Here is a 25126-nt window from a genome sequence, read left to right as displayed (position 1 = left end):
AGTCGAAATACTTTTGGCGTATATTGTAGTTAAATCTGGGACAAATTCCCGATTAGGTGCGGCCAATAGGCTGGAAATGAATATTTTTTGCTGATATTCACAAAAATATTACAGCTCTGGCTCAATTCTACGACCTCAGATTTCTATGAGATTATCCTTTCAGCGACAAGTTTTCCTCGGGACAGCTTTCTCCATAATTCTTGTGCTGGTTGTCGGCGTTACCTCTTATAATGCGATTAAAATTCAACTTGAAAACACTCGCTGGGTGTACCATACCAGGGAGGTAATGCGCATTTCCAGTTCACTTAAAAATCAGCTGCTGACGTCCGAAGCCAATGTTCGCGGATTTGCACTCACACGCCACGGTTCCTTCGAAACCAGTTATGTGCAGTCGGTGACGAAGGTTTGGACGGAGCTGGATGTTTTGCGAAAACTGGTGCGGGACAATAAGACACAGGCAACGCGGGTAGATTCGCTTTCGATATTGCTGCATACCCGGATGGATCTGATGGGAAGGCAATACGACATTTTAAAGGGCGGAAATTTTGACCAGGATACAATCCGAAAACTGGTACTGGCTGGGAAGAACGTCTCGTCACTACTGGATTTCAACTTCCGCCGGATCGAGAATATGGAGGAAGGATTACTGGCAGAGCGAGAGCAGAATGCGGCCGTAAGTTCCTCAGATGCAAAGCAATACATCTTGATCGGATCGTCCATATTCCTCTTTGTGGTCGTACTCCTCTATTATTTTATCCGGCGCACCTACAATGCGCAGATAGCTTCGGAAAAGCTTACCCTGGAAGCGAACAAGCAGCTGGAATTGTTGTCTCTCGAAGATCAGGAAAAGAACTGGATACTCGATGCGGCCGTAAAGTCGGCGGAAACTGTGCGCGGCGAGCCAACTCTGGTAGCGCTCTCCCGGAAACTGGTCGCCAGGCTAGCCGAGCTGACTGGCGCACATGTGGGCATGATGTACCTGCAAACCCGCGCCGGAAATACCATGGAACTGGCTGCGACTTACGGCATTTCCGAGCAGGATTCGCTTATTAAATCATTCAAAATAGGGGAAGGATTCCTCGGTCAGCTGGTAGCAGATAAGGTTGATCTTAAAAAACTGGACGTTGCGCCGGAATATTTTGCACTAAAAACTTCGTCGGGAAGGGTAGGACCGGGCGCGGTTCTCATCAAAACGATCTCGTTTCAGGGGCAGGTGAAAGCGGTATTGGAGATCGGGTATGTGCAGGATCCAGGGCACAAGGTTGTGAGGATACTGGAAATGATCTCTGACAGTGTTGCTGTTGCTATTATGGCGGCGCGCGCGCGCGAAGTGGCCAATGAATTGCTCGAAAAAACGCAGTTGCAGGCCGAGGAGCTGGAAAGTCAGCAGGAGGAACTGCGGGTGACCAACGAAGAGCTCACGCGGCAAACGTCGCTTTTGCAGGTTTCGGAGGAGGAACTTCGGGTACAGCAGGAGGAATTGAAGCAGATCAATACAGAACTGGAAGAAAAAGCCTTTTTGCTTGAAGAACAGAAAGGAACGATTGAAGCCGCGCGCGACCAGATACAGATCAAAGCCGACGAACTCGAAAAAAGCGGCAGATTCAAGAGTGAATTCCTGGCCAATATGAGCCACGAGTTGCGCACACCGCTGAACAGTATTCTGATCTTATCGAGGATTTTAGGTGAAAATAAAGGACTGCGATTGAATGACGAAGAGCAGCGTTACGCTTCCGTGATCTATAACTCGGGCAACGATCTGCTGACGTTGATCAACGATATTCTGGATCTTGCCAAAGTGGAGTCGGGCAAAATTGAACTGTATAATGAGGAAGTTAATACCGGCCTGATTCTTGCGGAACTGACCAATACTTTTCATAAAGTGGCTGAAAATAAGGGGCTTACTTTAAAAATAGAGCAAAATGCTTCCTGCCCCGACGTTCTGTTCGTAGACCAGGTGCGCCTGTTGCAGATCGTGCGAAACCTGTTGTCGAATGCGATCAAATTCACATCCGCGCCGGGTACAGTGTCGCTTACAATCGGAATGGATTCCACGCATTATGTGTTTGAAGTGGCTGATTCGGGCATTGGTATTCCCTACGAAAAACAGAAAGCAATTTTTGAAGCATTTCAGCAGGCCGACGGTTCAACCAGCCGGAAGTACGGCGGTACCGGGCTGGGACTTTCAATAAGCCGCGAGCTGGCAAACCTGTTTAAGGGATCGATCTCTTTGAAAAGCGAGCCGGGCGAGGGTTCCGTATTCACGCTCAGAATTCCGGTCCAATCTGCGCAGGAAGAAGCTCCGGCACTTGCGGCAGCTCCAATCGCAGCAGCGCCCGAGGCTGTTCCTCAGCTGAAAGAAAACAGGTTGCTATTGATCGAAGACGACGAGGTTTTCGCGGCAGATATGTCGGCAAAAGCAATTGACGCAGGTTTTGAAGTAAAACTGGCCATCGACGGAAAAAGCGCGCTGGAACTGGTGAAAACATTTAACCCGACCGCGATCATTCTTGATATGAACCTGCCGGATATGTCGGGCGATGAAGTGTTGAAAGTATTGAAAGCAGATTCCCGCGCGCGGCTTATTCCAGTCCATACGATCTCTTCCGGCGATTATTTTGACACAGATATGCTGAAAGGCGGCGCGATTGGTTTTATGCAAAAACCGGTCGACCAAAAGTCGGCCGTGAACATATTTAATCTCCTCAAACTGGAAGGCAAGGATCTTGAAAAGCAAAGAATTCTGTTGATTGAAGACGATGCGTATCAAAGCAAGTACCTGGGCGATTTCTTGACGAGTAATAACATTTTTGTTCTGTATGCCTATTCAGGTGAAGAGGCGCTCGGTATACTGGGCAGGGAATCTGTCGACGGGATCATCCTGGATGTGAGGTTGTCGGATATGAACGGGCTTGACCTGCTCGACGAGATCAAGCAAAACCCGGATCTGAGTAACCTGCCGGTGGTTGTGAATACAGCCGAAGATCTTTCACAGGCTGATCTGAGCCGGGTAATGAAGTATTCGCATCCTGTTGTAATTAAAACTAAAAAATCCAATGAGCGGCTGCTGGATGAGGTGAAGCTGTTTCTGAAAAAGTTCCAGCCACGTGTGCCTGCTGCGCCCGACAAGAAAAGGGGAGAACTGGGAGCCAATGCGGTATATTCGGAACATGCTTTCGTGGGCCGGAAAATACTGGTTGCCGACGATGATATGCGGAATATATTTGCATTGAGCGCAGTATTGGAGGATTCTGGTTTCAAAATTGAGATTGCTACAAACGGCAGGGAAGCGATTGAAAAGCTGGAAGAAAATGCGGATATCGAGCTGGTGCTGATGGACGTGATGATGCCGGAAATGGACGGGATCGAGGCGACGAAGATTATCCGGACACACAGTCGCTGGGCCTCGCTTCCGATTATTGCAGTAACCGCCAAGGCGATGCAGGGCGACCGGGAACAGTGCCTGGCCGCCGGTGCCAATGATTATATTTCGAAGCCAGTCGATATTGACAAGCTGCTTTCGCTCATCAAAGTCTGGCTACATTCCGCCTGATTATGAATTTACTTGAATATCCGGATCTGGAAGTATTGATCATGCAAATCAGAAATGCTTCCGGATTTGATTTCTCGGGTTATGCCAGACCGTCGCTGCTGCGGCGCGCAAGCCGCTATCTGACAAAGAATAAACTGACATTGCCGCAGTTGATCTCGCATTTGGAGCCCGAAAGCGATATAGTATTTGATCTGATGCAGGAAATGACGGTCAATTACTCTGAAATGTTCCGCGATCCCGATTTCTTTATTGGGGTTAAAAGTGAAGTTTTTACCTACCTCGAATCTTATCCGGGGCTGCGTTTCTGGGTAGCCGGCTGCGCTTCGGGAGAGGAAGCCTTTTCGCTGGCCATTTTGCTCAAAGAATGCGGGTATCTCGACAGGTCTCTAATCTACGCCACGGACCTGAATAACAAAGTGCTTACAGCGGCGCGTGAGGGTGTTTTTACACTCAGCAATGTCCGGACGTTCTCGGAAAACTACCTGCTTGCCCACGGACAAAATTCGCTCTCTGACTACTACCACGTTTCCTACAATAAGGCGGTTATCTCCCGGGAAATACGCAAAAACATAGTCTTTTCACTACACGACCTGACTGGTGACGGGGTATTTAATGAATTCCAATTTATCAGTTGCCGGAATGTAATGATCTATTTTACACTCGAATTGAGGCAGCGCGTATTCAGGTTATTGTACGAAAGTCTGAGTATGCTGGGGTTTCTTTGTCTGGGAAAAAGGGAAACGCTGCGCTATTCAGGTATTGAACAGAATTTCAGGGTGGTAGATACCGTGCTTAATATTTACCAGAAAATTAAATGAGGACATCTTCAAAATCACAGCCGCTCAGTCTGGTGCTTCTCGGAGGTTCCACCGGGAGTATGGTGATTTTTGAGGAGGTTTTGAAGCTATTGACAAGTCCGCCCGACTGTGCGCTCATATTCATATTGCATCGCGGCAAGTCCAGTACAGCCTTGCTTCCTGATTTGTTCAGGCGTAAAACGGGAGTGGTAATGATCGAACCGGACCATCTTGAAGAGATCAGATCGGCGCACGTTTACTTTGCATTGCCCGATTGCCATTTGCTGATAGGGCCCGATCGCCGCTTCTATTACGATCTATCTGATAAAGATTTTTTTTCCAGACCCTCCATTGACGCTGCGTTCGTGTCCGCGGCAGTCTCAGGTATTCCGGTGAAGGCTGCTTTCCTTTTCTCCGGTTCCAGTCCCGACGGTGCATTCGGAATGCGGGTTTTGGCTGAAAAAGGTTTTGCGACCTACGTACTGGATCCCGCCGAAGCCGAATCCTCGCGGATGCCCGAAGAAGCGATCAAGCTGTATCATGGCCACCGTCTTATCAGCAGGGCGAATTTTACAAGAACAATCAACGATATTATATATTCAAACGGAGTGTAGCCATGGAAAATACCAAATTACTACTGCTTGACGACCGGGAGGAAAATCTGATCTCACTCAAAGCGATCTTGAACAGGACCGATATTGAGGTTTTCGCGACTACCTCGCCGAACGAAGCTTTACGGATTGTTTGGGAAAATGATATTGCGGTAGCACTGGTGGACGTACAAATGCCGGGAATGGACGGATTTGAATTTGCCGAAACCCTGCTTTCCAACCCGAAGACGAAAGAAATTCTGATCGTATTTGTCACTGCTATTTCAAAAGAGACTACTTATGCTGTGCGCGGATTGAAAACCGGCGCAATTGATTACCTCTACAAGCCGCTCGATCCGTTTATTACCAATGCAAAAGTCGACTCGCTGATCAGGCTGGCGCGGAGCCAGAAGGAGATCAGGGACAAGAACAAACTACTCGAAAATTACGCGACGATCGTAACTAATTCCCCTGATATCATCGCAACTGTGGAGGCGGACAGTGGCAAGATCTTCTCGATTAATCCGTCTGTTGAAACCATTCTCGGCATTTCGCCAACTGGCCTGGTGGGCGTATCCATCCTGGATCTGCTCGTCGACCCGCTCAATTCTTCCCTGCGGGATGTGCTGGTGAAGAAGACTTACATTGGCGGGCAAACCATGGTAATCGAGGATCAGTTTTATGGACTGCTGCGTCAACCGGTTTGGCTCGAATTGCGCATTATGTTCAAAAACAGACTTCTGTTTGTTAACCTGCATGATATTGAAAAGCGAAAGGCGCACGAACGTGCCCTGATAAACGCTCAGCAGCAAGCTGACAAGGCAAGAAAGGGCAAAGAAGCGTTTCTGGCTAATATGAGCCACGAAATACGCACACCGCTAAACGGTATTATTGGCTTGGGAAATCTGCTTGCCGCTACCGAGATGACCGTCGGGCAGAAGGAATTGATTGATATGTTGCAACAATCCTCCGGTTCGTTGCTGAATATATTAAACGATATTCTTGACATTTCTAAAATCGACGAAGGCAAGTTTTCGGTCATCCCAACGTCAACCGACCTGCGCGATAGCGCCAAAGCAATAGTTGATCTGATGAAATTCAAGGCGGACGAGAAGAAGCTGAGTCTCACATTCCAGATTGACAGCGCTGTGCCCGAATGTGTACTTGTCGATGGAATGCGACTCAACCAGATCCTGCTGAACCTTGTCGGGAACGCATTGAAATTTACCGAAAAAGGCGAGGTAAGGCTGAAAATCGACTATCTGGCGACGGTTAGCTCCGGTCATAAGATCAGGTTTATGGTGGAAGATACCGGCATTGGCATGTCCGGTGAGCAACTCGCAAACATCTTTTCTGAATACGGGCAGGCTTCCGAAAACATCTCGCATCAATACGGGGGTACCGGTTTAGGCCTGACTATCTCGCAGAAACTCGCGCGTTTAATGGGTAGCGAGCTCGAAGTCAATAGCCGCACGGGCAGCGGCAGCCAGTTTTTTTTCACGATGATCCTCAACGATGCCAAGCCGAAAAATAAGGAGGTAAAAACGCAGATATCGTTTCAAAATCTACCTCCATTTACCGGCAGAAAAGTGCTCGTAGCAGAAGATAATCCTATTAATGCACTGCTTTTAAAGAAATACCTGAAAGCCTGGATGCTTGAAACGACTGTGGTAGTAAATGGCCGGGAAGCAGTCGAGACGCTGCGAAAGCAGATTTTTGACCTCATTATTATGGATACAAGAATGCCGGAAATGGACGGTTTCCAGGCAGCTCGTCTAGCCAGAAATGAATTGAAGATCACTACCCCGATATTATCGCTCTCAGCCACAGTATTGCCGGAGGAAATACAGCAAGCCTACGAAGCAGGAATGAACGATACACTTTCCAAGCCATTTGAACCTGAAAAACTGCACCAGAAAATAAGCATGCTGTTACCACAACTGGTCTGACAACCTTTTTGCAACGATTTGTTTCCTGTAATCGTAATGATTATTTGCAGGAATTCGTTTATCAGGTATATTCAAAATCGTTTCAACCAACAAAATGAGAAATATAAAAAACAGTGCAATTATCCTGCTGTTAGTGGCCCTTTTCGGATGCAGTTCATCCAAAACAATGACTTATGAATCCAAGTGGAATGCACCTTTTTCATACGTGGATGGGGTAAAGCCTGACCAGCAGGACCAGCGTTCGAGGCTGCGTTACGGGATTATCAATGACGATCAGTTTGTTTATATCACATTAAAGACAAAAGACCCGTCTACGATCCAGAACATCCTGAGCAGCGGATTGAAGATCGCATTCAGCCCGGAAGGACAGAAAAAAGAAGCCTATTCGCTGTTGTTTCCGGTGGTAATGAAGGAGGACAGGAAGGCGCTGAAAAGGATCGATACCGATCTTCCAAATAGCCTGGGACTGGGTTTGCTTCTGGATTCTTATAACAAAGAAGCAGTATGGAAAGATAAAAGCGGGCAGCATTTTATCAATCTTGTCGCTCCTGACGGCAGTATCAAATCTACCATTACCATGGACCGTGACGGAGAGTTGACCGAGCAAATTGTGATTCCTTTCGCTTTAATGGCAGTGAATGCGCGGGAAACTTCCATGCTGGGTGTAAGCATTAAGGTTGACGGTCAATCTTCACAATCAGGATTCAGTCCCCGGATCGGCATCGGTCTCGGCGGCGGTATCGGAATGGGTGGAGGAATGGGCGTTGGAATTGGTAACGGTGGCTACGGTTCCAGGTATAACAACAACGAAAAGAACGTCGATATCAGACTGGAAGTGCAGCTTGCAAGAGCTAATTGAGTCCAAATCTTTTAAACACAGAAAAGCCTGCCCTGGAAGTGGTGGGCTTTTTTGTTTTGTTACAATCTGAAATATTACTGATATTCAGTTAATTGAACGTCGTTAAATTTTCTTTCTTAAACAGATATTTCATTTCTTCTTGATATTTGTCTTGAATCACCCTATTTCGCCTCGCCCGGGAACATGTTTTGCAGCCACTTAGGACGAGCTGTTACTTTTCCCAATCCTGAATCCGACGCTACTAGACGTGCGCACTGACCCCAAAACATTGAGCTGGTGAATAAGATCAATATTAAGAAATTCTATAACTTTTTAAGATACCGAAGAGACTTCACCAGGTACAGCCTGAAAAAAGCGAGGAGTTACGAGATCCTGTTGTTCTGGCTGAAAAGTGTCATGAACCGTACGCAGTTCCTGATCCTCTCGGGTATGCTTGTGGGGATAACCTGCGGGTTGGCCGGGGTATTATTGAAAGAGCTGGTCCATTACATTCACTATATTATCACCTACAAGGTCCATTTTGAGCGCCAGATTCTCTTCTATCTGCTCTTCCCTTTCCTTGGTATTGTAATCACCACACTCGTCGTCATCTTCGTATTTAAGGGGCAGGACAGAAAAGGCATTGCGGCGATACTTTATGAGATCGCGCAGAATTCCAGTATTGTTTCTTCTGTAAAAATGTATTCCCAGATCGTGCAAAGTGCGATCACAGTAGGGCTCGGCGGATCGGCCGGGTTAGAGAGTCCGATCGCGGTAACCGGCGCCGCCATTGGTTCCAACTTTGCGCGTACCTACAAGCTCGATTACCGGGAGCGCACATTGCTGCTCGCCGCAGGTGCGACGGCCGGAATTGCGTCCGCATTCAATGCACCGATTGCGGGTATGATGTTCGCTTTTGAGATACTGCTGACCGGCGTCGTTTTCTCAGATTTTATCCCGCTCGTCCTAGCGGCAGTGTGCGGAAGTTTGGTCTCAAAGATACTTTTAGAGGAAGAAGTTTTGTTCCAGTTCAAGACCCGAAATGCATTCGATTACCACAACATTCCATACTACCTGGCACTCGGCATTCTGTGTGGATTGTACGCACGGTATTACGTGTTGATCGCAAAAGCAATGGACCATTTTTTCCAGAATCTTAAAATGTCACGCATCAAAAAAGCGATGCTCGGCGGGGCAATTCTCTCGGTGCTTTGTGTGCTCTATCCGCCGCTCTTTGGCGAGGGTTACGACACCATCAAAGCGATCACGAACGGGCAAATGCACGAGGTAATGCAGAATAGTCTTTTCCGGTTTATCGGGTACCGCGAGTGGGTGATTCTGGTGTTCGTCGCGGTGATCTGTCTGCTCAAAGCATTCTCTGCTTCCATCACGATTTTCAGCGGCGGAAACGGGGGAAACTTTGCGCCCTCGCTCTTCGCCGGCGGCTCGCTGGGGTATGTGTTTGCGCTACTCTGTGTACAGCTCGGCATGACCGAAGTGCCCACCAATAACCTCGTGATAGTAGGAATGGCAGGTGTGATGAGCGGGGTATTGTACGCGCCGCTGACAGCCATATTCCTGATCGCAGAATCAACCTCCGGCTACGACCTTTTCATCCCGCTCATGGTCGTGTCTGTGATCTCTTTTTCTATGGCAAAATGGTTCTCGTCCGTCTCGCCCGATCTCGAAAAACTGGCCGACCAGGGAAAGATATTTACGCGCGAACACGACCGGAACCTGCTGTCGCTGCTCCAAATCCTCGACCTCATCGACAAGGATGTGCAGGTGATCCGGCGCGACGCTTCCCCGGAGGAACTAGCGGAAGTAGTTCGGACAGGGCATCGCAATATGATCTCCGTGATCGACTCGGGCAAGCGGCTGGCCGGCATCATTTCCCTTGACGATATCCGTCCGCTTTTCTTCAATCCCGAAGCCGCCGATATGCTGGAAGTCGAGAGCCTGATGAAGGTACCGGCAGCTGTGATCAGTGACTTCGACAGTGTGGTGAGTGTGGTCAAAAAGTTTGACGAAACCGGTGCCTGGAACCTTCCGGTAGTGAAGGCAAACGGCGAATTTTTAGGGTTTATTTCCAAATCCAGCGTCCTAAACAGCTACCGCCAGCTGCTGCGTGCACATTCAGGCTAGAAGTGCCACGTGAAACATTCTTTTTATTTCTCCAAATCGTAAATAATTGTTTAATAAGAAGATAACGATTCTATTTATTTGATATATATTTGAGTTATCAAGTATATATCAACCTTTTATCAAGTACACTTCAAATATATGGCAGCTATATCTCAATCATTGAAGTTCTTTCTAAACCTCACTACCGCGCAGACGCTGACTATCAAGAAGTTCGACTCAAAACTGAGTTCGCTGGGTATTAGTCTGAACGAATTTATGATCCTGTACCACCTCGGAGAAGCGCCCGACGAGAAGCTGAGACGCACCGATCTGGCCGAAAAAGTGGGGCTCACTGCCTCTGGAATTACCCGGCTTTTGTCGCCTTTGGAAAAGCTTGGTATGGTAAAAAGAGAGGCGAATAGCCGCGACGCGCGGGTGAGTTATGTGAAGCTGGCCAATGCGGGGAAGAAGATTTTGACCGAAGCTATTGCTTCCGCGGAGGCGACCTCAGAGCAGATTCTGGCTTCTGTTAAAACAAAAAAACTCGAAGAGCTGTCGAAAATGCTCTTCGAGTTGGGCGCTACGATTGAATAGCGTTGGGCTCAGCGAAAGGCCCGTTCTTCTGGCAAAATCTCAGCCGATGTTATTTGGCTTTTCTGACGTAAATATTGCCATTCATATTCTTAATCATGATCTCACTGCCACCGCCATTTACCTTGCCCTTCACCCAGTCTTCCACCGACACCTGAAACATTCCGTCTTGCTTGGAGCGCGTCGCCTGGGGCTGGCTTTTGTCTATGCTGATATCAAAGTCGCTGTAAATTTCCCCGCGGTCAGATTTGATCTTCACATCAAATTTGGCCGTGGCCGGCAGGGTCACATCAACGTTTCCATTGAGGGTGGAAAATGCCATCGGCGAGTTTGAATCTATCGTCTTGAAGGTAGCTTTGAGGGCACCGTTTATGGTATTGGCAACGGCTGATCCCGCCACGTTGGTGAGCGTAATATCCCCGTTTACATTCGCGATTTCAAGCTCGCCCGAAACGTTCTCGACGATGATATTTCCGTCGTTGACCGTCGTTGCTTTCAGGCCAAATTTCTGCGGTACTTTGATGTGCAGGTTCATTGTTTTGTTGACGAATTTGGTGCTCACGGTGATCGCATTATTTTCCTCCGTCGCGGTCAGTTGGATACCGTTGCTCGCCACGATCCGCCGCATTCCGGAGGCTTGTTCGTCCTTCGGTTTATCTGAATTATCCGAGCCTTTGAAAGTCGCTTCGATCACCACATCTTTCCCCGCATAGCCACTGATCCGGATCGATCCGTTCAGCAAATTTACTTTCAGCGAGCCGGCTTTGGAAGGGTCGGAGAGAGGGACTGTGATCGTCTCTTTTGGATCGGTTTGCGCCAGTAGTGCAGTGCTTCCAAGTGACAGGGAAATCGATAGTGCGAGGGCTAAAATTTGCTTCGTTTTCATTTTATTTATGATTGCTCTTTAAGATAAATGTTGCCGTTAAATGTTTCAAACTTGTGAGTCGGGCCGCCCTTACCAATGCGGATATACGTCTCCGTATTCAGTTTGTAAACCGTCTTGCTATTGCTTGTTTCCTGGTTCTTCACCACGCGGGCAGGCAGCGGTTCGGCATCCGGAAAATCTGTATAGAACTTACCGTTAAAACTTTTAAACTGGCAATCTGCCGAGAGTGCAGCGGGATAGGTAATCTTAATATCCCCGTTTAAAGTTTTGAAATCCGATTCGCCGGGAGGCAAAGTCACGAAGTTGGCTTCCACATCTCCATTTACCGTACTCACCCTCGCCGCGCCCTTTGCATTCGCAACTTTAATCGCCCCGTTCACATTGTTTACACCCAGCGCGCCCGTCACATTGTCGATAGTCACATCGCCGCCGTTGACAGTTGAAACATGCAGGTTGAGCGAATAGGGGACTTTTACGGTAAAATTCAGCTCGAAATGGTACTCGATCTTCGGACCATTCCAGTTCTTGCGGCCTCTGTTTGGCCGGGAATCGAAAGGATCGGCAATGTAAGCGATGATACTGTCTGCCTTTTGGTCAAATTCGAGTTTGAACTGGTTCTTACCTTCTTCCAGCACTTCTTTGGATTTCGCAGTAATCTTTTTATCGATTTCCAGGATCACCTTATCTCCATCGTAACCTTCTACTTTGATAAAACCGTTGATATTGTAAATGGCCAGCGTACTTGTGGCTGCGTTCTGCGAAAGTGTGAACTCTTTCTTCACGTGGTCGCTGAATTCCAGCTTTTGGGCCGGGGATTGGGTACAGGAAAGTACCGCTCCCGCCAGCAGAGGGATTGCAAAAATTTTCATGGCTAACAGATTGATTATGGTTATTTAAGATAAATCCCTGATCGACTGCTCGATTTTATTCTTGACCAGATTATCGAGTCCTTCTTTTTTCAAAAGGGTTTTCAAAGCCTTGATAGAGCGTTTTTCCTGCAATTTCACCATCACATCAGCCAGCGCGGCCTGTACCATCGGCGAATCCTGCTTTGAAAGCGACTTCACCAGCCCGCTCCTCACCAGTGGATTGTCGGCATATTGGGTCAGTGCTTCCAGCGTTACCAGCCGTACGTTCACATTGTCGTCGTTATTAAGTGTGGCAAAAAGCGCATCGATTACGCGTTCGTCGGCTTGCGCAATATCGCTCGTATAGCCAACCGCCCGCAGCCGCTCGGTAGCAGAAGGATTTTCGATCAGCGACAACATCATCGTGCTTTTCATATCCTGCACCTGCGCCGCGAGTGTTTCTATTTGCTGCTGATAAGCCGCAGACTGATTTTTCTTCTGCGTGGTTTTATACCCGATCGCCCAGCCGAGCCCCACCAATAGTAAGCTAAATGCCAGTTGTACAGTCCATTGCGGTAATGCCCAGTTCCGTATCCTATCTACCAAATCTTGCCATGAAAAACCAACTTCGCTTTTTTCTGCTTCTTTAAATTCATCCAGCATCGTGTAAAAGTTGGCCCGCATCGACTCGCGCGGCTCGGGAACATTGATTTTCCCCAAACTATTCCAAAGCTGCTTGTCAGCCGCAAACTCTTCCTGGCAGCTCACGCATTCGGCCAGGTGGCTGTTGATTTCCATCTGTTCCGGTTTGCTGAGCCGGTTATGAAGCCAGTCCGTCAATCGCTCCTTAGATTGCTCGCAATGCATTTTTTTATCTGCTTTCATTAGTGAAAAACCGTTTTTTTAATTCTCCCAAAGCCCTGTGAACCCGCACTTTCACTGTACCTTCATTGATATTCAGCACTTTGGCTATTTCATCGTATTTCAATTCCTGGAACCTGCTCAAAATGAGTACTTCGCGGTGCTCAGCAGAAAGGCCGCCCATAGCCTGGTGCAGCATATCCTTGTCCTGCTGTTTTTCAAACCCTTCATCGGCCAATATCCCGCCACCCAGACTGTCGGCATAATCGTTGATATCAGCGTGATTCAGCCCTTTCTTCTGCTTAACCGAATCATTCAGCACGTTTCTTGCCAAATAATACATCCACGACCTGAATTCACCTTCTCCTGTAAACGTATGCTTGTATTTCAGCATTCGGTAAAACACATTCTGAACCAGGTCTTCGCTCGCGTCGGCTTTATGTGTCATGTGATAAAAAAACGCGAACAGAGGCCGGTTGTACCGCTCAAACAGCAAGCCCATCTTATCCAGATCGCCGGCCTTTACCCGTAACATCAGTGAATTATCGGTGAGCGTATTCAAGCAGTCGGTTCTATTTGTGGTGATTCTGACGTGATAACTGAGGGAATCGGGAAAGGTTACAGGAAATTAAAAGTTTATTTTTGAAATGTTTACTGTAACTTGGAACGTTACATGTTATACAGCGTTTATGATTGTTACTTTCAAACATAAAGGGCTGGAACTATACGCACAAAAAGGAGACAGATCCAAACTGCCAAATCAGCAAATTGCCAGGATCAGGCTCATTTTGACGCGTTTAGACAGCGCCAAAAGTCCTGTTGAAATGAATCAGCCGGGCTATCATTTTCATCAGCTGAGCGGCAACCTGCGAAAGTTTTATTCCGTACGAGTTACAGGAAACTACCGGATTATCTTTCGATTTGATGGTGAAAACGTCTTTGACGTAGATTATGTAGACTATCATTAATTAGAAATCATGGCACTATTTGACCCTGCTCACCCGGGCGAACTGATACGGGAAACAATTGAAGGACTTAGGGAGGAGACTAATCAGAAACTGACCATCGGGGAAGTTGCAGACGGACTTGGCGTGACCCGCAAAACATTGTCGGCCATTATCAACGGAAAGCAAAGCGTTACTCCTGAAATGGCGCTCCGACTCTCCACTGCATTTGCCAATACCAGTGCTGAATTCTGGCTTACCGTTCAGGAACAATACGACCTGGCTATTGCAAGAAGAAAAATCGATACGAGTAAAGTCCGCAGATTTTGGGAACCAGGCAAGATTATCAATCAACTTAAAGCCTAAAAAAAAGCCGGATAAACCGGCTTTTCTACGTAGTTAAAGGATATTTCGGAATGTCCCGCTGGCGATCCCTTTCTTTCATGATGGTTTCGTGCGTGGAGGTGATCGCATTTTGCTGCCTTAAAAGCATTTGGTTGATGTCAGCAGGGAATTCCATGGATTTGAGCGCCTCCTCGTAAGCTTTTCGTGCGGCATCCTCAATTCCTTCGGCATTTTCAAGTACCGCACGTCGGTTATCGATAGCGAATACAGCCCGGATATCCATCCAAACCCGATATAATTTGCCCGAGGTCATCGTTCCCGTCTCCGGCTCGCCTCCCAGGCTTACTACCTCGTCGCTCAGCTCGATCACGTGCACGCGGCTCTGGTCTCCCAGTGTATTGAAAAGCGCCCGCAGGTCATTCTCTATTTCGTTGGTTTCGTCATAAGCTTTTTCATATCCCGCAAGTCGGTCATTATTGATCACGATGAGATCGTTGAGCACTTCGATTATCTCCGCATTTTGTGCCATTTCAGTTGTTGGTTTAGTGATGAAAAAATGCCTTTAAATAATTATTCCACACCCAAATACAACTTTCAGATCGGCGCCGGTTACTCGGCGCGCAGTGATTTCACGGGGTTCATCAGCGCCGCCTTCACAGACTGGAAAGAAACGGTAAGTAATGCCACTGCCAGGGATAAAATGCCAGCCAGGCCAAACATCCACCAGGTAATCTCAATTTTATAAGCAAAACCCTGCAACCATTTGTTCATAACCCACCAAGCGACCGGTGCGGCGATTAGCATTGCAATGCAGATCAGCTTCATAAAGTCACGCGACAACAATACCACAATGCCTGGTACCGAGGCGCCCAATACTTTGCGGACGCCGATCTCCTTCGTCCGTTGCTCGGCCGTAAAAGTAGCCAGGCCGAAAAGTCCCAGACAAGCCACGAAAATGGTCAGACCAGCAAATATTCCCAGGATCTTGCCCGTTTTCTGCTCCGCTTTGTAAGTTTCGTTAAAACGGTCGTCGAGAAAAGAATAGGTAAAAGGAAGATCGGGCTTGAATGCATTCCACTTTTTTTCAAGACTGGAAACCAGGCTGGGGATATCGTCGGTCTTCACCTTGGCGATCATTGTGCCGGAGCCTTTGCCCAATATCATTACCAGCGGCGCAATCGGCTCGTGGAATGATCGAAAGTGGAAATCTTCAACAACCCCGATCACCACATAAGTCAGATTTTTCCCTCCGTTGAGCGTATTATGGATGGTGTGATTTACCGCATTGCCTTTCCAGCCCATGGTTCGGGCGGCGGTTTGGTTGATAATGATAGCCGAAGAATCCGTCCCAAATTCTCTCGAAAAATTCCGCCCTTCCACCAGCTTCATACCCAGCGTCGGTATATAATCATAGTCAATATCATAACGCAGCGATTTAACCAGCTCGGTTGACCGCGATTCGGGGTAAATGGAGAAGTTGTTGTTGTAAGAAGGGCCGGCCGGCAGGTAACCCGACAAGCTTACCTTTGCAATGCGGCTGTCGGAGAGCAGCTCATTTTTGAAAGCCTCCTGATTTTTGCCCAATGCCCAGGTCTCGGGCAGTACCAGCACCTGTTCCTTATCGTAGCCGAGCTTTTTGTTTTGGATAAACCTCAATTGATTGTAAACCACCAATGTACCGATGATCAGCACAATAGAGATACCAAATTGGAATACAACGAGCCCGCTACGCATACTAAACCCTTTTGACCCGGTTGAAAGGCTGCCGGCGATATTGCCTTTTAAAACAGATATTGGTTTGAAGGAGGAAAGAAAAAACGCCGGGTAACTTCCCGCAAAAAAGCCGACAAATAAACCGAACAAAATGAAGTAAGCAACAACTGCAGGAATGGTTTCCATATTGATTGCCAGTTCTTTATCTGCCAGTGTATTAAACAATGGAAGTGTTGCAACTCCTATTAAGATCGCGATCGTCATCGCCAGGAATGTGATCAGAACCGACTCGGTAAGGAATTGCAAAACCAGTTCGCGTTTTGCCGAACCCATTACCTTACGGACGCCGATTTCCTTGGCTCGCTTGGAAGAGCTGGCTGTCGAAAGGTTCATGAAATTGATGCAGGCGATCAGCAGCATGATCGTCGCAACCGCCCCGAATATATACACGTAGCGGACATCCCCGTTATCGCCCAGATCGTACTGAAAATCTGACTTCAAATGAATATCGGTAAGCGGCTGCAAGTACAGTCCGATCAGGTTTCCTTTTTTACGGAACTCGTTGAAACTCATTCCAAACGCAACCTGAACCTGCAGCCCCATGTATTTTTCCACTGTCGCCGGCAGTTTGGCTTCCAGCTTTTTGTAATCATAATCTTTTGGCAAAACCAGGTAAGTGTAGAACTCGGATTGCATCCACGAAGTTGATTTCGCATCTGCCGAGTTGACGAGTGAGGCAAAAATATCGAACCGGAAATGTGAATTGCGGGGTATATCCTTGAAAACGCCGGCAACTCTGGCTTTGTCACTCGATCCCTTGAATGTCAGCAACTTGCCAACCGCATCCGCATTTCCGAAAAACTTCCTCGCCAGCGATTCGCTGATTACGATAGCATTCGGGTCTGAGAGGGCAGCTTTGCTGTTTCCGGATAAAAAGGGCAGCGTGAAAACCTGGAAGAAATTGTTGTCAACGTATGCTAACCTGTTGTCAGTGTACAGTTTATCGTGCATGGAAATAACCGGTGAGCCGCCCTGGCGGAGGCGTGTCGATTCCAGTACCTCGGGGTAATCGGCCTTTAATGCAGCTGCGGTCGGCGGCATGACGTGCGCCTCATTGAATTTTCCACCCATCATCGAGCCTTTGAAAACAACGCGAACGATCTGGTCTGCCTTTTCATTAAAACGGTCGTAGCTAAGTTCGTCGATCACGTACAGGCTGATCAGCATACAGGAGGAGAGCCCGATCGCCAGTCCTACGATATTAATAGCAGAAAACGCGCGGTTGCGGAGCAGGTTGCGCCAGGCGATTTTGAAATAATTTTGGAACATAGGGCAGACGTTTGAATCGGTAGGATTGAAATTTTATGGCTAACAGATAGTACAATGCATTACATAGTTCTAGGTATAAAATATATGCCAGTTTTGTAAAATCTTGTTTATTAGCTGATTAAATGTAGTGAGCTGCTGATTTTCGTTCGTATTCGGACACATTTGTACGAAAGTACGCATTGTGCATGTGGCACGACAATGTAAAGTTTGTATACAGTAATTATTGTATATAAACTTTACAGTCTTTATGTTTGAGAATAATTACACACTATATATGGCAAAAAAGTCCAGGCAAGAGGAATTAATTGAAATCATCACTATCAGATTAGCCGAGCTAGAAATCGATTTATTGATCCCGCTGGAAGATTTGCCTGATGAAGAGTTTAATGACTTGATAAAAGAAGCGATCAGACTGAGAGAAATGTTACGGTCATTGAGTGATTTTGAATAGGATATTATGAGAGAAAATTTCAAAACTAAGGTAGACCAATATGTGGCTGCGCTGAAAAGTGCCGGGAAAGAAGAAGTTCCGGTCATCAGATCTGAATTTGCTGCTTGGTATCATGCCTTAACAGATTCTGAGAAGAGTGAGTTGACACCATTCTGGCAAGATATTAAGGACAGCGCCAGGCAAAAAATCGCAGAAATCAAAGAGGCTCTAAATGAATTACAGCAACTGCAAAACGTGAAAATAGTTGTTGAAGGAGCAGAATACGATCTTCACGAATGGATCACCATTTCCGAATATTCCCGAATTCATCATCTCAAAGTAAGCAGAGTGCAAAACTGGATCACCCGCGGAGTTGTGCCAAGAAGTAAGGTATTGGCGATCCCTCAGCTGAACAATATGAAACTGATAAAGAACGAAGTCTACGCCAAAGCGTGACCCCACCCCAAACCCCTGGGAGGGGATTTTGCATCTTGCATGTATATCGCAGAAGTCCCTTTAGGGATTTAGGGTAATTGCAGCTGAATGGGTTATTTAACGGAAAATATTTACTTTGCTGCACAATCATTTTATTCCGAAAGAATAAACAGTCACCCTGCCTTGCATGGATTATTTCCTCGTTTCCTTTTTCCTGATCCAATACATCCGGACTTCTTTACAAACCGCCACGCAACATCCTGAATGGGACAAGCGACTGGTGATCGGCAGGTACACCAGCATCGCTTTGGTGGCAGTTTTCTACGCTACCGAAACACCGCACTGGTTCAACTGGATCTGGAACGCGTTCCTGGTATTGATCATAGTCGTCATATTCACCGACGATTTTTTCAAAACATTGCGCGCAACTGCGCAGACCATATTGCCATTTATAGGGCTATGCATGATCCGGGATGCTACCCGCGCATTATCTCCTGATTTCTATAAAAAATATGACAGCGGTTTCGATATAGCCGTCGCATTCGCCTTCGTGCTGTGTTTTTTTATCTGGTTTTATGCCAGGAAGCAAATGAAGGTACTCCAAAAGGAACGTGAAGACAGGCTGCGGGAGGAGCAGGCGAGCAAGGCGCAGAAAGAGTCGCTCGAATACCTGGTGAGTGAGCGCACTTATGAGCTGACTTTACAAAAGGAGGAGCTTCAAAAGACGATCGAAGAACTCAAATCAACCCAGAACCAGCTGATACAGAGCGAAAAAATGGCATCACTGGGAGAGCTGACAGCTGGAATTGCGCACGAAATACAGAACCCGCTCAATTTTGTCAATAATTTTTCGGAGGTATCGGTGGAGCTTTGTCAGGAGTTGGAAGAGGAAATTGATAAGTCTGCGCTGGGCGACTCGGACAAGGAATATATTAAAGAGATAATTGCCGATCTGAGCCAGAACCAGCAGAAGATCACGCACCACGGAAAGCGCGCAGATTCGATCGTAAAAGGGATGTTACAGCATTCAAGGGCATCTTCGGGGCAGAAGGAGCCGGTGGAGATCAACTCGCTGGCTGACGAATATATGCGCCTGGCTTACCACGGGCTACGGGCGAAGGACAAGGAATTCAATGCGGCGCTGGTTTCTGATTTTGACCCCACGATAGGAAAGATAAATGTGCTGCCACAGGATCTGGGCCGGGTTTTCCTTAATCTTTTCACCAATGCATTTTACGCAGTGGCGGATAAGAAAAGGAAGTTGATCGAGGAAGGAAATCTAGGTGAATACCGGCCGGAAGTGAAGATCAGTACCAAAAAATTTGCCAACAAACTGTATATCCGTGTAACCGACAATGGTACGGGAATGCCCGAGCACGTCAAAGCCAAGATATTCCAGCCTTTTTTTACAACCAAACCCACGGGGCAGGGAACCGGACTTGGGCTGTCCATGAGCTACGATATTATCACAAATGGCCACGGCGGCGTGCTCGATGTAGAATCTGTTCCGGGTGAAAGGACGGAATTTCGCATCACGATCCCTATTAACGAAACGCAGGAGGCATAATTTGCACTTGCAGTTTAAAACTGAATACTATGAAAATCCTGGTTGTAGACGACGAAGAAGACGTGAAGTCACTTTTTGAACAGAAATTCAGGAAGGAAATACGCAGCGGTCAATTCCAGTTTTCGTTCTCTTTTTCGGGCGAAGAAGCGCTTTCCTATCTGCAAGCGCATCCTTCCGAAGTGGTCATGATCCTTTCGGATATCAATATGCCCGGCATGAGTGGGATTGAGTTGCTCAGAAAAATACGGACTGACCATCCTGCGGCCCCGCCCCAGGTGATGATGATCACAGCCTACGGAGATAGCGCAAACCACGATCAGGCGATGCAACTCGGCGCGGACGATTTCCTGACGAAACCCGTCAATTTTGTTGAATTAAAAGAGAAATTGCTCAGCATTTTATGAAAGCCAAAATACTGGTAGTGGACGATGAGGCGGATTTACAGCTGCTGATCAAGCAAAAGTTCAGGAGGCAGATCCGGGAACAGGAATATGAGTTTTTGTTTGCTGAAAATGGATTCAGGGCCCTCGAAGTGCTCGCCGTAAATCCGGATATTGATATGGTACTCAGCGATATCAATATGCCCGAAATGGACGGTTTGACGCTCCTAATCCGACTTGGAGAGATCAGTCCGATCCTCAAATCGGTGATCGTGTCGGCTTACGGGGATATGGATAATATCCGCACGGCGATGAACCGCGGCGCATTCGATTTCCTGACCAAACCTATCGATTTCAAAGACCTGGAAGTGACGATGGAGAAAACGCTCCATTATGTGGCCCAGTTGAAAGAAACGCTGAAAGCAGTACGTGAAAATGACATTCTGCGCATGTACGTCGATTCTTCTGTGCTGCAATTTATGACCCAGGATACCTTTGAAAAGTCGCTGATGACGAGCGAGACTATCAACGGTACGGTCGTATTTATGGATATGTGCGGCTTCACTTCGATCTCTGAAAAAGAGCCGCCCGACAGGGTGGTGAAGTTGATCAATAAGTACTTCGATGTGATGGTAAAAGAGATCATCGCGCAGGGTGGGCTGGTCGATAAATTCATGGGAGACGCTGTAATGGCCGTTTTTCGGGGCGATTATCACCTGGACAGAGCGGTTGAATCGTCACTCGCGGTGCGTAATCATATTAATGGTTTCAAGGAAGAATTATCGGATCAGTCCGGGTACCTGCCGAAAGTTTCCATCGGTATCAATTCGGGCGAAATGGTTTCAGGCAATATTGGCTCGGCTGCATTAAAAAGGCTGGATTACACGGTGATCGGCGATGTGGTGAACGTGGCGCAGCGGCTGCAATCTATTGCCAAGCCCGGGCAGGTAGTGGTTGCGGAAGCGGCCTATCAGCTGATTAAAGAGGCATTTCAATGTAATCCGGTTGGCGAAATGAATCTCAAAAACAAGGAAAATCCGGTTATGATCTACGAAGTTCTGGAATAATATGGATGTTGAAAAAGCCAGAGAATTTATCATTGAACAAATGCGGGACCGGTTGGCGCCGGAGCTTTACTACCACGGTTTGCACCATACGCTCGACGTGGTGAATGCTGCATTGGAAATCGCAGAGCTGGAAGGGGTTGCCGATCAGGAAAGTTTACAAATACTCGAAACCGCCGCGCTCTACCATGATAGCGGTTTTATGAATGTGTATAAAGGTCACGAAGAGAAAAGTTGCGTGATCGCTCGGAAAGTGCTTCCGAACTTTGACTATTCAAATGCGGAGATAGATAGGATCTGCGGTCTGATTCTTGCTACGAAAGTTCCGCAAATCCCTCAAAATCAGCTGGAATACATACTATGTGACGCGGACCTTGACTATCTCGGTCGGGCGGATTTTGAGCCTGTTTCCGCCAGTCTTTTCGAAGAACTGAAAGCGCGCGAAATGGTGAGCAGCGTCACGGACTGGAATCAAACCCAGGTCCGGTTTTTCGAATCACATTGCTATTGGACCAGTTCTCAACGGGAAAGACGAGATCAGCAAAAAGCTGTTCACCTCAATTTGATAAAAAAGAAATTGCAGGCTTAAAGGTTACAAATTAACCCTGCAACCGCATTTTCTCATTCTGAACCCGGATCCGTTGGCACAAAATCCGCAGAACATTTCGCAGTATCTCGTCGCGTTCTTCCATTAATTCAAAGAAATCTTCCTGATCAATGCGGAAGATCAACACGTCGGTTTCCGCGATTGTAGTTGCCGATCTTGGCTCGGTATCCAGCAATGCCAGCTCCCCGAATATCTCTCCTTTATCGAACAATGCGAGTTGCTTTTTACCATCGTAAATCCCGACCGTACCGGTGTAAATAATATACATGGAATCGCCCAGATCGCCTTTTGCGAAGATTTGCTGGCCTTCGCTGTACGTTACCTCTTTCATAATCGGTGCGATCGAGCTCAGCACATTTTCGGGAGTTTGAGAAAATAGCTGCGTGCTTTTTAGTACGATCACGCGCTCCATTTCGGAGATAGTCTGCGTGCTTTCTGTATGTTTCATAGGAATGTTAGTGCTGAATTTCAGGTTCGGATCAAGTGTCAGCTGCGCATATTTTTCACGGACTGCATCCCTGATCAGGCGGGACGGGTGGTTGGCAAGAAGCTGCAAACTCACCGGATCGTGTTGTTGCGGATCAAACTGCCGGATCGCCAATGCGACTGTCCAGCTTGTAAAAGTGTGATCAGCGTGGGTTAATATATAGGGGATGATCGAAACGACAGCTTCCTGATTTCCGACGTATTGCCGCAGTGCGTCACGTTTTCTCTGCACAGGTATATTTTCAAATATCGCGTGCAAAGCCGGGTACAGTGTGCGTGGCAGTAAGCTCTCGATCATTTCGAGCGAATTAGCCCTTTTTTCCTTACTCGCATGCCGGATCCCGCGCCACGCATTCTGCACCGAATCCTTATCATATTGCATCATGAAGAGGTAAAAAAGCCGCTGACCGGTCAGTTCCAGTTCATATTCCAGCGACTCATTCCAGGATTTGTCAGCATTGGTATCATCGATGCCAGATAGAAGAAGTGACGCATGTACCAGTTCCTGCTCAACGAAAGTGGCTACAACTTCTTTATAATCAGCGACCAACAAATAGTTTGTCAGGACCTTTAATGCGTCTAGCTTTATAAAAGTATCGATCTTATAACGCGTATCTGTACTTATTTGACTATTTGAACTTTTATTAAGGTATATATTTTTAATTAGGTCAAAAAGTATTTGAAGTATAAATTCGTGTTTGGTGCGTTCAGCCACTTTAATGAGTATACTGATATGCTCGCCTGACTCGTCATTACGCAACCATTCTTCCACAATTCTTATCCCGGAATCGCCCGATTTGATCAGGGCGATAACGGTTGGGCGCGACAGTGAGCCGCTCAGCATCGGTTTCAATTCGCGTAATAATTGCGCAGATCCCGAGCCTGCTGCAACTTCCAAGGCCAGATTACGTACTTGCGGACTACCGTTTTTTGTGCAGTTCTTAATATGCTCTTCGTGGGAATGAATACCGATTATTCTCACACATTCGAGCGCCGCGATCTGCTGAGTGTCCGATCCCGAAAGGAACATTTTACGCAGTGTCCCATGTACGAGCGGCAATGCTTTTCCAGCTTCCCAGCAGCCGATGATGCAGCCTTTGACGATATCAAGATCCGGGTGAGCGAGGAATCCGGCGAGTTGCTCGTCGGAAATTCGGGAGGTAGAGCAGGCAATGCGAACAGCCAACGTCTGGCAGGCCGTGTCCGGTTCGGCTTCGATGTAATGAATAAAAGAGGCAGATAACTCCGGCTTTTCAAGTGTGGCCAGCGTCTGCAAAGTTTTCAACCGAACTTGTATCGCAGGATTTTGAAGCAGCAGATCCACATTCTTGCGAAACAGTGAAACCTTGTTTTTAGCCAGCCACTCAATCGCATTCAATACTTCTTCCTTACGCTCGCTTTTGAGATTTTCGGTAATAATTGGCAAAGCTTCGGCGGGTGAAGGCATCTCGCCACTTCTGATAAATCGCTTCCCAATCGCCGATTTCAACTCCTGAATGTAGTGTCCGTAGGCTTTCCGGAATATGGAAAGGGCAACGATCGCGAACAAAAGCGAAAGGTCGAAGGTCAGGCTGATATTGCTCAGGTGCTGAGAATACACGATCCAAAGCAGCAGACCGGCGATCAGCATTCCCATTGGCTCAAATAATCCTTTCGCCAAAGTATGCCCTTTCAAGCGGGTTTTGGTAGAAAGCGGCTGGAAAAGCACGAGGAAAACCGGGTCAAAAATGGTTCGTCTGACGAGCTCGAATAGTAAGTAAGCCGCGCAATAGTAGAAAAGTAACGAAGGCTCATCCTTGCGGAAATAGGAAGAAATCAGCAGTCCGAGTGAGATGAAAATAGTAGTGAGAGGCAACAGATATAGCGTCAGCTTCACGCCAAAACGCTCGACGGTTTTACCCGAAAACAGCAATTTAACGACCGTCGAAATACCGTAAGTAGCCGCCAGCAATGTGCCCACGAACACGATCACATCGTGCTGGCTGTGAAATTTGTATTTGACATTCACAAAAAAATGGTACTCGATCCACGTCGCAGCCGCCGCGATCGCTACCATTCCCAAACAGAGCGAAGTCAGCAATTTGTTGCCGCCAAAGTATTTCTGAATGATCCTGGAATCGGACTCGGAAACCTGCCGCGGACGTGCATGATGCGGATTCGGAATATCAGTAAATCTGAATGTAAGTAACTGTGTATAGAAAGCTAATGCAAAGAAAATCAGCGAAATAACAAGCAGGATCATGAGCACAGAAGGGGAGTGGATCAGCACGGCCAGTACGGCACCCAGCGCCTTTGCAGGCATATCCCCCGAACCGATAACGCTGAACAGCCTCTTACTTTGGCGTACATCAAAAACAAGCGCCGAAAGTCCCCAGAATTCAAGATTGATCAGCAGATAAATGATCCGGTAACCGACCATGACAGCAATAGCAGTCGCGATTCCGTGGCCCAGCCAGAGCAATACCATGACCACCAAAACCATGAACAGGGACGAAACCATCGTGCCCAGGCTCAGTCGTTTGAGCAGCAGGTGATGTTCAAAATATTCATAAATTTTCCCGGCCGCCATCACCGCCAGCGCAGCCGCTATATATGCAATCGGAAGTGAGTATTCAGGATGATTTTCAAGCAGCAGGACATTGGCAGAAACATAAACCAGTGTAGTGCCGACGTTGATGAAAAAATTATGAAAGAAGAAAAGTATCGTCTGCGGATTGAAAGAATTGGGAAAGGTTTTCTTTAAATAAGAGATCATAAGTCGAAAAAGCTAACATCGCTTATGTAAAGTA

At 47.3% G+C, this 25126-nt stretch carries 22 protein-coding genes; 15 read left to right on the top strand and 7 right to left on the bottom strand.

The window, feature by feature from the left end:
• The first annotated feature begins 145 nt into the window (after positions 1 to 145).
• The 7 genes from KOD92_RS09400 to KOD92_RS09370 all read left to right on the top strand — a co-directional run bounded on the left by KOD92_RS09400 (position 146) and on the right by KOD92_RS09370 (position 10445).
• Complete coding sequence (locus tag KOD92_RS09400) at positions 146 to 3553, top strand: response regulator (protein WP_215233281.1); 3408 nt, start codon at positions 146 to 148, stop codon at positions 3551 to 3553.
• A gap of 2 nt (positions 3554 to 3555) precedes the next feature.
• Positions 3556 to 4371 carry a CheR family methyltransferase gene (locus tag KOD92_RS09395; RefSeq protein ID WP_215233280.1) on the top strand — a complete coding sequence of 272 codons (816 nt, stop codon included), beginning with the start codon at positions 3556 to 3558 and terminating at the stop codon, positions 4369 to 4371.
• On the top strand, positions 4368 to 4964 hold the full coding sequence (locus KOD92_RS09390; protein ID WP_215233279.1) for a chemotaxis protein CheB: 597 nt from the start codon (positions 4368 to 4370) through the stop codon (positions 4962 to 4964). Before KOD92_RS09395 ends, KOD92_RS09390 begins: the two co-directional genes overlap by 4 nt.
• A gap of 2 nt (positions 4965 to 4966) precedes the next feature.
• Positions 4967 to 6889, top strand: coding sequence for a response regulator (locus KOD92_RS09385; protein ID WP_215233278.1), 1923 nt, complete (start codon positions 4967 to 4969; stop codon positions 6887 to 6889).
• 94 nt (positions 6890 to 6983) lie between these two features.
• Complete coding sequence (locus KOD92_RS09380) at positions 6984 to 7748, top strand: hypothetical protein (RefSeq protein ID WP_215233277.1); 765 nt, start codon at positions 6984 to 6986, stop codon at positions 7746 to 7748.
• Between the two features lie 276 nt (positions 7749 to 8024).
• The gene (locus KOD92_RS09375) at positions 8025 to 9872 is read left to right on the top strand and encodes a chloride channel protein (RefSeq protein WP_215233276.1); all 1848 of its coding nucleotides are present in this window, start codon (positions 8025 to 8027) and stop codon (positions 9870 to 9872) included.
• Positions 9873 to 10010: 138 nt separating this feature from the next.
• On the top strand, positions 10011 to 10445 hold the full coding sequence (locus KOD92_RS09370) for a MarR family winged helix-turn-helix transcriptional regulator (RefSeq protein ID WP_215233275.1): 435 nt from the start codon (positions 10011 to 10013) through the stop codon (positions 10443 to 10445).
• Positions 10446 to 10494: 49 nt separating this feature from the next.
• Here KOD92_RS09370 and KOD92_RS09365 read toward each other — a convergent pair whose 3' ends face one another.
• Genes KOD92_RS09365 through KOD92_RS09350 form a run of 4 tightly spaced genes read right to left on the bottom strand, consistent with a single transcriptional unit; the run spans position 10495 to position 13572 of the window.
• Positions 10495 to 11328, bottom strand: a complete 834-nt coding sequence (locus KOD92_RS09365) for a DUF4097 family beta strand repeat-containing protein (protein WP_215233274.1) — start codon at positions 11326 to 11328, stop codon at positions 10495 to 10497.
• 5 nt (positions 11329 to 11333) lie between these two features.
• Positions 11334 to 12197 (bottom strand): DUF4097 family beta strand repeat-containing protein, encoded by an 864-nt coding sequence (locus KOD92_RS09360; RefSeq protein WP_215233273.1) that lies wholly within the window; start codon positions 12195 to 12197, stop codon positions 11334 to 11336.
• A gap of 24 nt (positions 12198 to 12221) precedes the next feature.
• Positions 12222 to 13061, bottom strand: coding sequence for a HEAT repeat domain-containing protein (locus KOD92_RS09355; protein ID WP_215233272.1), 840 nt, complete (start codon positions 13059 to 13061; stop codon positions 12222 to 12224).
• A complete protein-coding gene (locus KOD92_RS09350; protein ID WP_215233514.1) occupies positions 13048 to 13572 on the bottom strand; it encodes an RNA polymerase sigma factor in 525 nt (174 codons plus the stop codon). The genes KOD92_RS09355 and KOD92_RS09350 overlap by 14 nt, the downstream gene beginning before the upstream one ends.
• A gap of 154 nt (positions 13573 to 13726) precedes the next feature.
• Between KOD92_RS09350 and KOD92_RS09345 the strand changes: the two genes are divergently transcribed.
• Both KOD92_RS09345 and KOD92_RS09340 read left to right on the top strand, forming a co-directional pair.
• Positions 13727 to 14005 carry a type II toxin-antitoxin system RelE/ParE family toxin gene (locus tag KOD92_RS09345; protein ID WP_215233271.1) on the top strand — a complete coding sequence of 93 codons (279 nt, stop codon included), beginning with the start codon at positions 13727 to 13729 and terminating at the stop codon, positions 14003 to 14005.
• A gap of 9 nt (positions 14006 to 14014) precedes the next feature.
• Positions 14015 to 14347 carry a HigA family addiction module antitoxin gene (locus KOD92_RS09340; protein WP_215233270.1) on the top strand — a complete coding sequence of 111 codons (333 nt, stop codon included), beginning with the start codon at positions 14015 to 14017 and terminating at the stop codon, positions 14345 to 14347.
• A gap of 25 nt (positions 14348 to 14372) precedes the next feature.
• Here KOD92_RS09340 and KOD92_RS09335 read toward each other — a convergent pair whose 3' ends face one another.
• Both KOD92_RS09335 and KOD92_RS09330 read right to left on the bottom strand, forming a co-directional pair.
• Positions 14373 to 14855, bottom strand: a complete 483-nt coding sequence (locus tag KOD92_RS09335) for a ferritin-like domain-containing protein (RefSeq protein ID WP_215233269.1) — start codon at positions 14853 to 14855, stop codon at positions 14373 to 14375.
• Between the two features lie 80 nt (positions 14856 to 14935).
• Entirely contained in the window at positions 14936 to 17368 is a 2433-nt protein-coding gene (locus tag KOD92_RS09330; protein WP_215233268.1) for an ABC transporter permease, read from the bottom strand.
• Between the two features lie 247 nt (positions 17369 to 17615).
• Here KOD92_RS09330 and KOD92_RS09325 point away from each other — a divergent pair, with 247 nt between their 5' ends.
• From KOD92_RS09325 to KOD92_RS09300, 6 genes are all read left to right on the top strand, one after another.
• On the top strand, positions 17616 to 17819 hold the full coding sequence (locus tag KOD92_RS09325) for a hypothetical protein (protein ID WP_215233267.1): 204 nt from the start codon (positions 17616 to 17618) through the stop codon (positions 17817 to 17819).
• Between the two features lie 6 nt (positions 17820 to 17825).
• Entirely contained in the window at positions 17826 to 18254 is a 429-nt protein-coding gene (locus tag KOD92_RS09320; RefSeq protein ID WP_215233266.1) for a hypothetical protein, read from the top strand.
• A 166-nt stretch (positions 18255 to 18420) separates the two neighbouring features.
• Positions 18421 to 19800, top strand: coding sequence for a sensor histidine kinase (locus KOD92_RS09315; protein ID WP_215233265.1), 1380 nt, complete (start codon positions 18421 to 18423; stop codon positions 19798 to 19800).
• Between the two features lie 29 nt (positions 19801 to 19829).
• Positions 19830 to 20204, top strand: a complete 375-nt coding sequence (locus KOD92_RS09310) for a response regulator (RefSeq protein ID WP_215233264.1) — start codon at positions 19830 to 19832, stop codon at positions 20202 to 20204.
• Positions 20201 to 21247 (top strand): adenylate/guanylate cyclase domain-containing protein, encoded by a 1047-nt coding sequence (locus KOD92_RS09305; RefSeq protein WP_215233263.1) that lies wholly within the window; start codon positions 20201 to 20203, stop codon positions 21245 to 21247. Before KOD92_RS09310 ends, KOD92_RS09305 begins: the two co-directional genes overlap by 4 nt.
• A gap of 1 nt (position 21248) precedes the next feature.
• A complete protein-coding gene (locus tag KOD92_RS09300) occupies positions 21249 to 21833 on the top strand; it encodes an HD domain-containing protein (RefSeq protein ID WP_215233262.1) in 585 nt (194 codons plus the stop codon).
• Between the two features lie 10 nt (positions 21834 to 21843).
• Here KOD92_RS09300 and KOD92_RS09295 read toward each other — a convergent pair whose 3' ends face one another.
• Positions 21844 to 25092 (bottom strand): cyclic nucleotide-binding domain-containing protein, encoded by a 3249-nt coding sequence (locus tag KOD92_RS09295; protein WP_215233261.1) that lies wholly within the window; start codon positions 25090 to 25092, stop codon positions 21844 to 21846.
• Positions 25093 to 25126 lie beyond the last annotated feature (34 nt).

It is taken from the genome of Dyadobacter linearis, assembly GCF_907165045.1.
Lineage (GTDB): Bacteria > Bacteroidota > Bacteroidia > Cytophagales > Spirosomataceae > Dyadobacter > Dyadobacter linearis.
The sequence above is the reverse complement of the archived record's forward strand: the minus strand, read 5'-3'. Positions and strand labels throughout refer to the sequence as shown.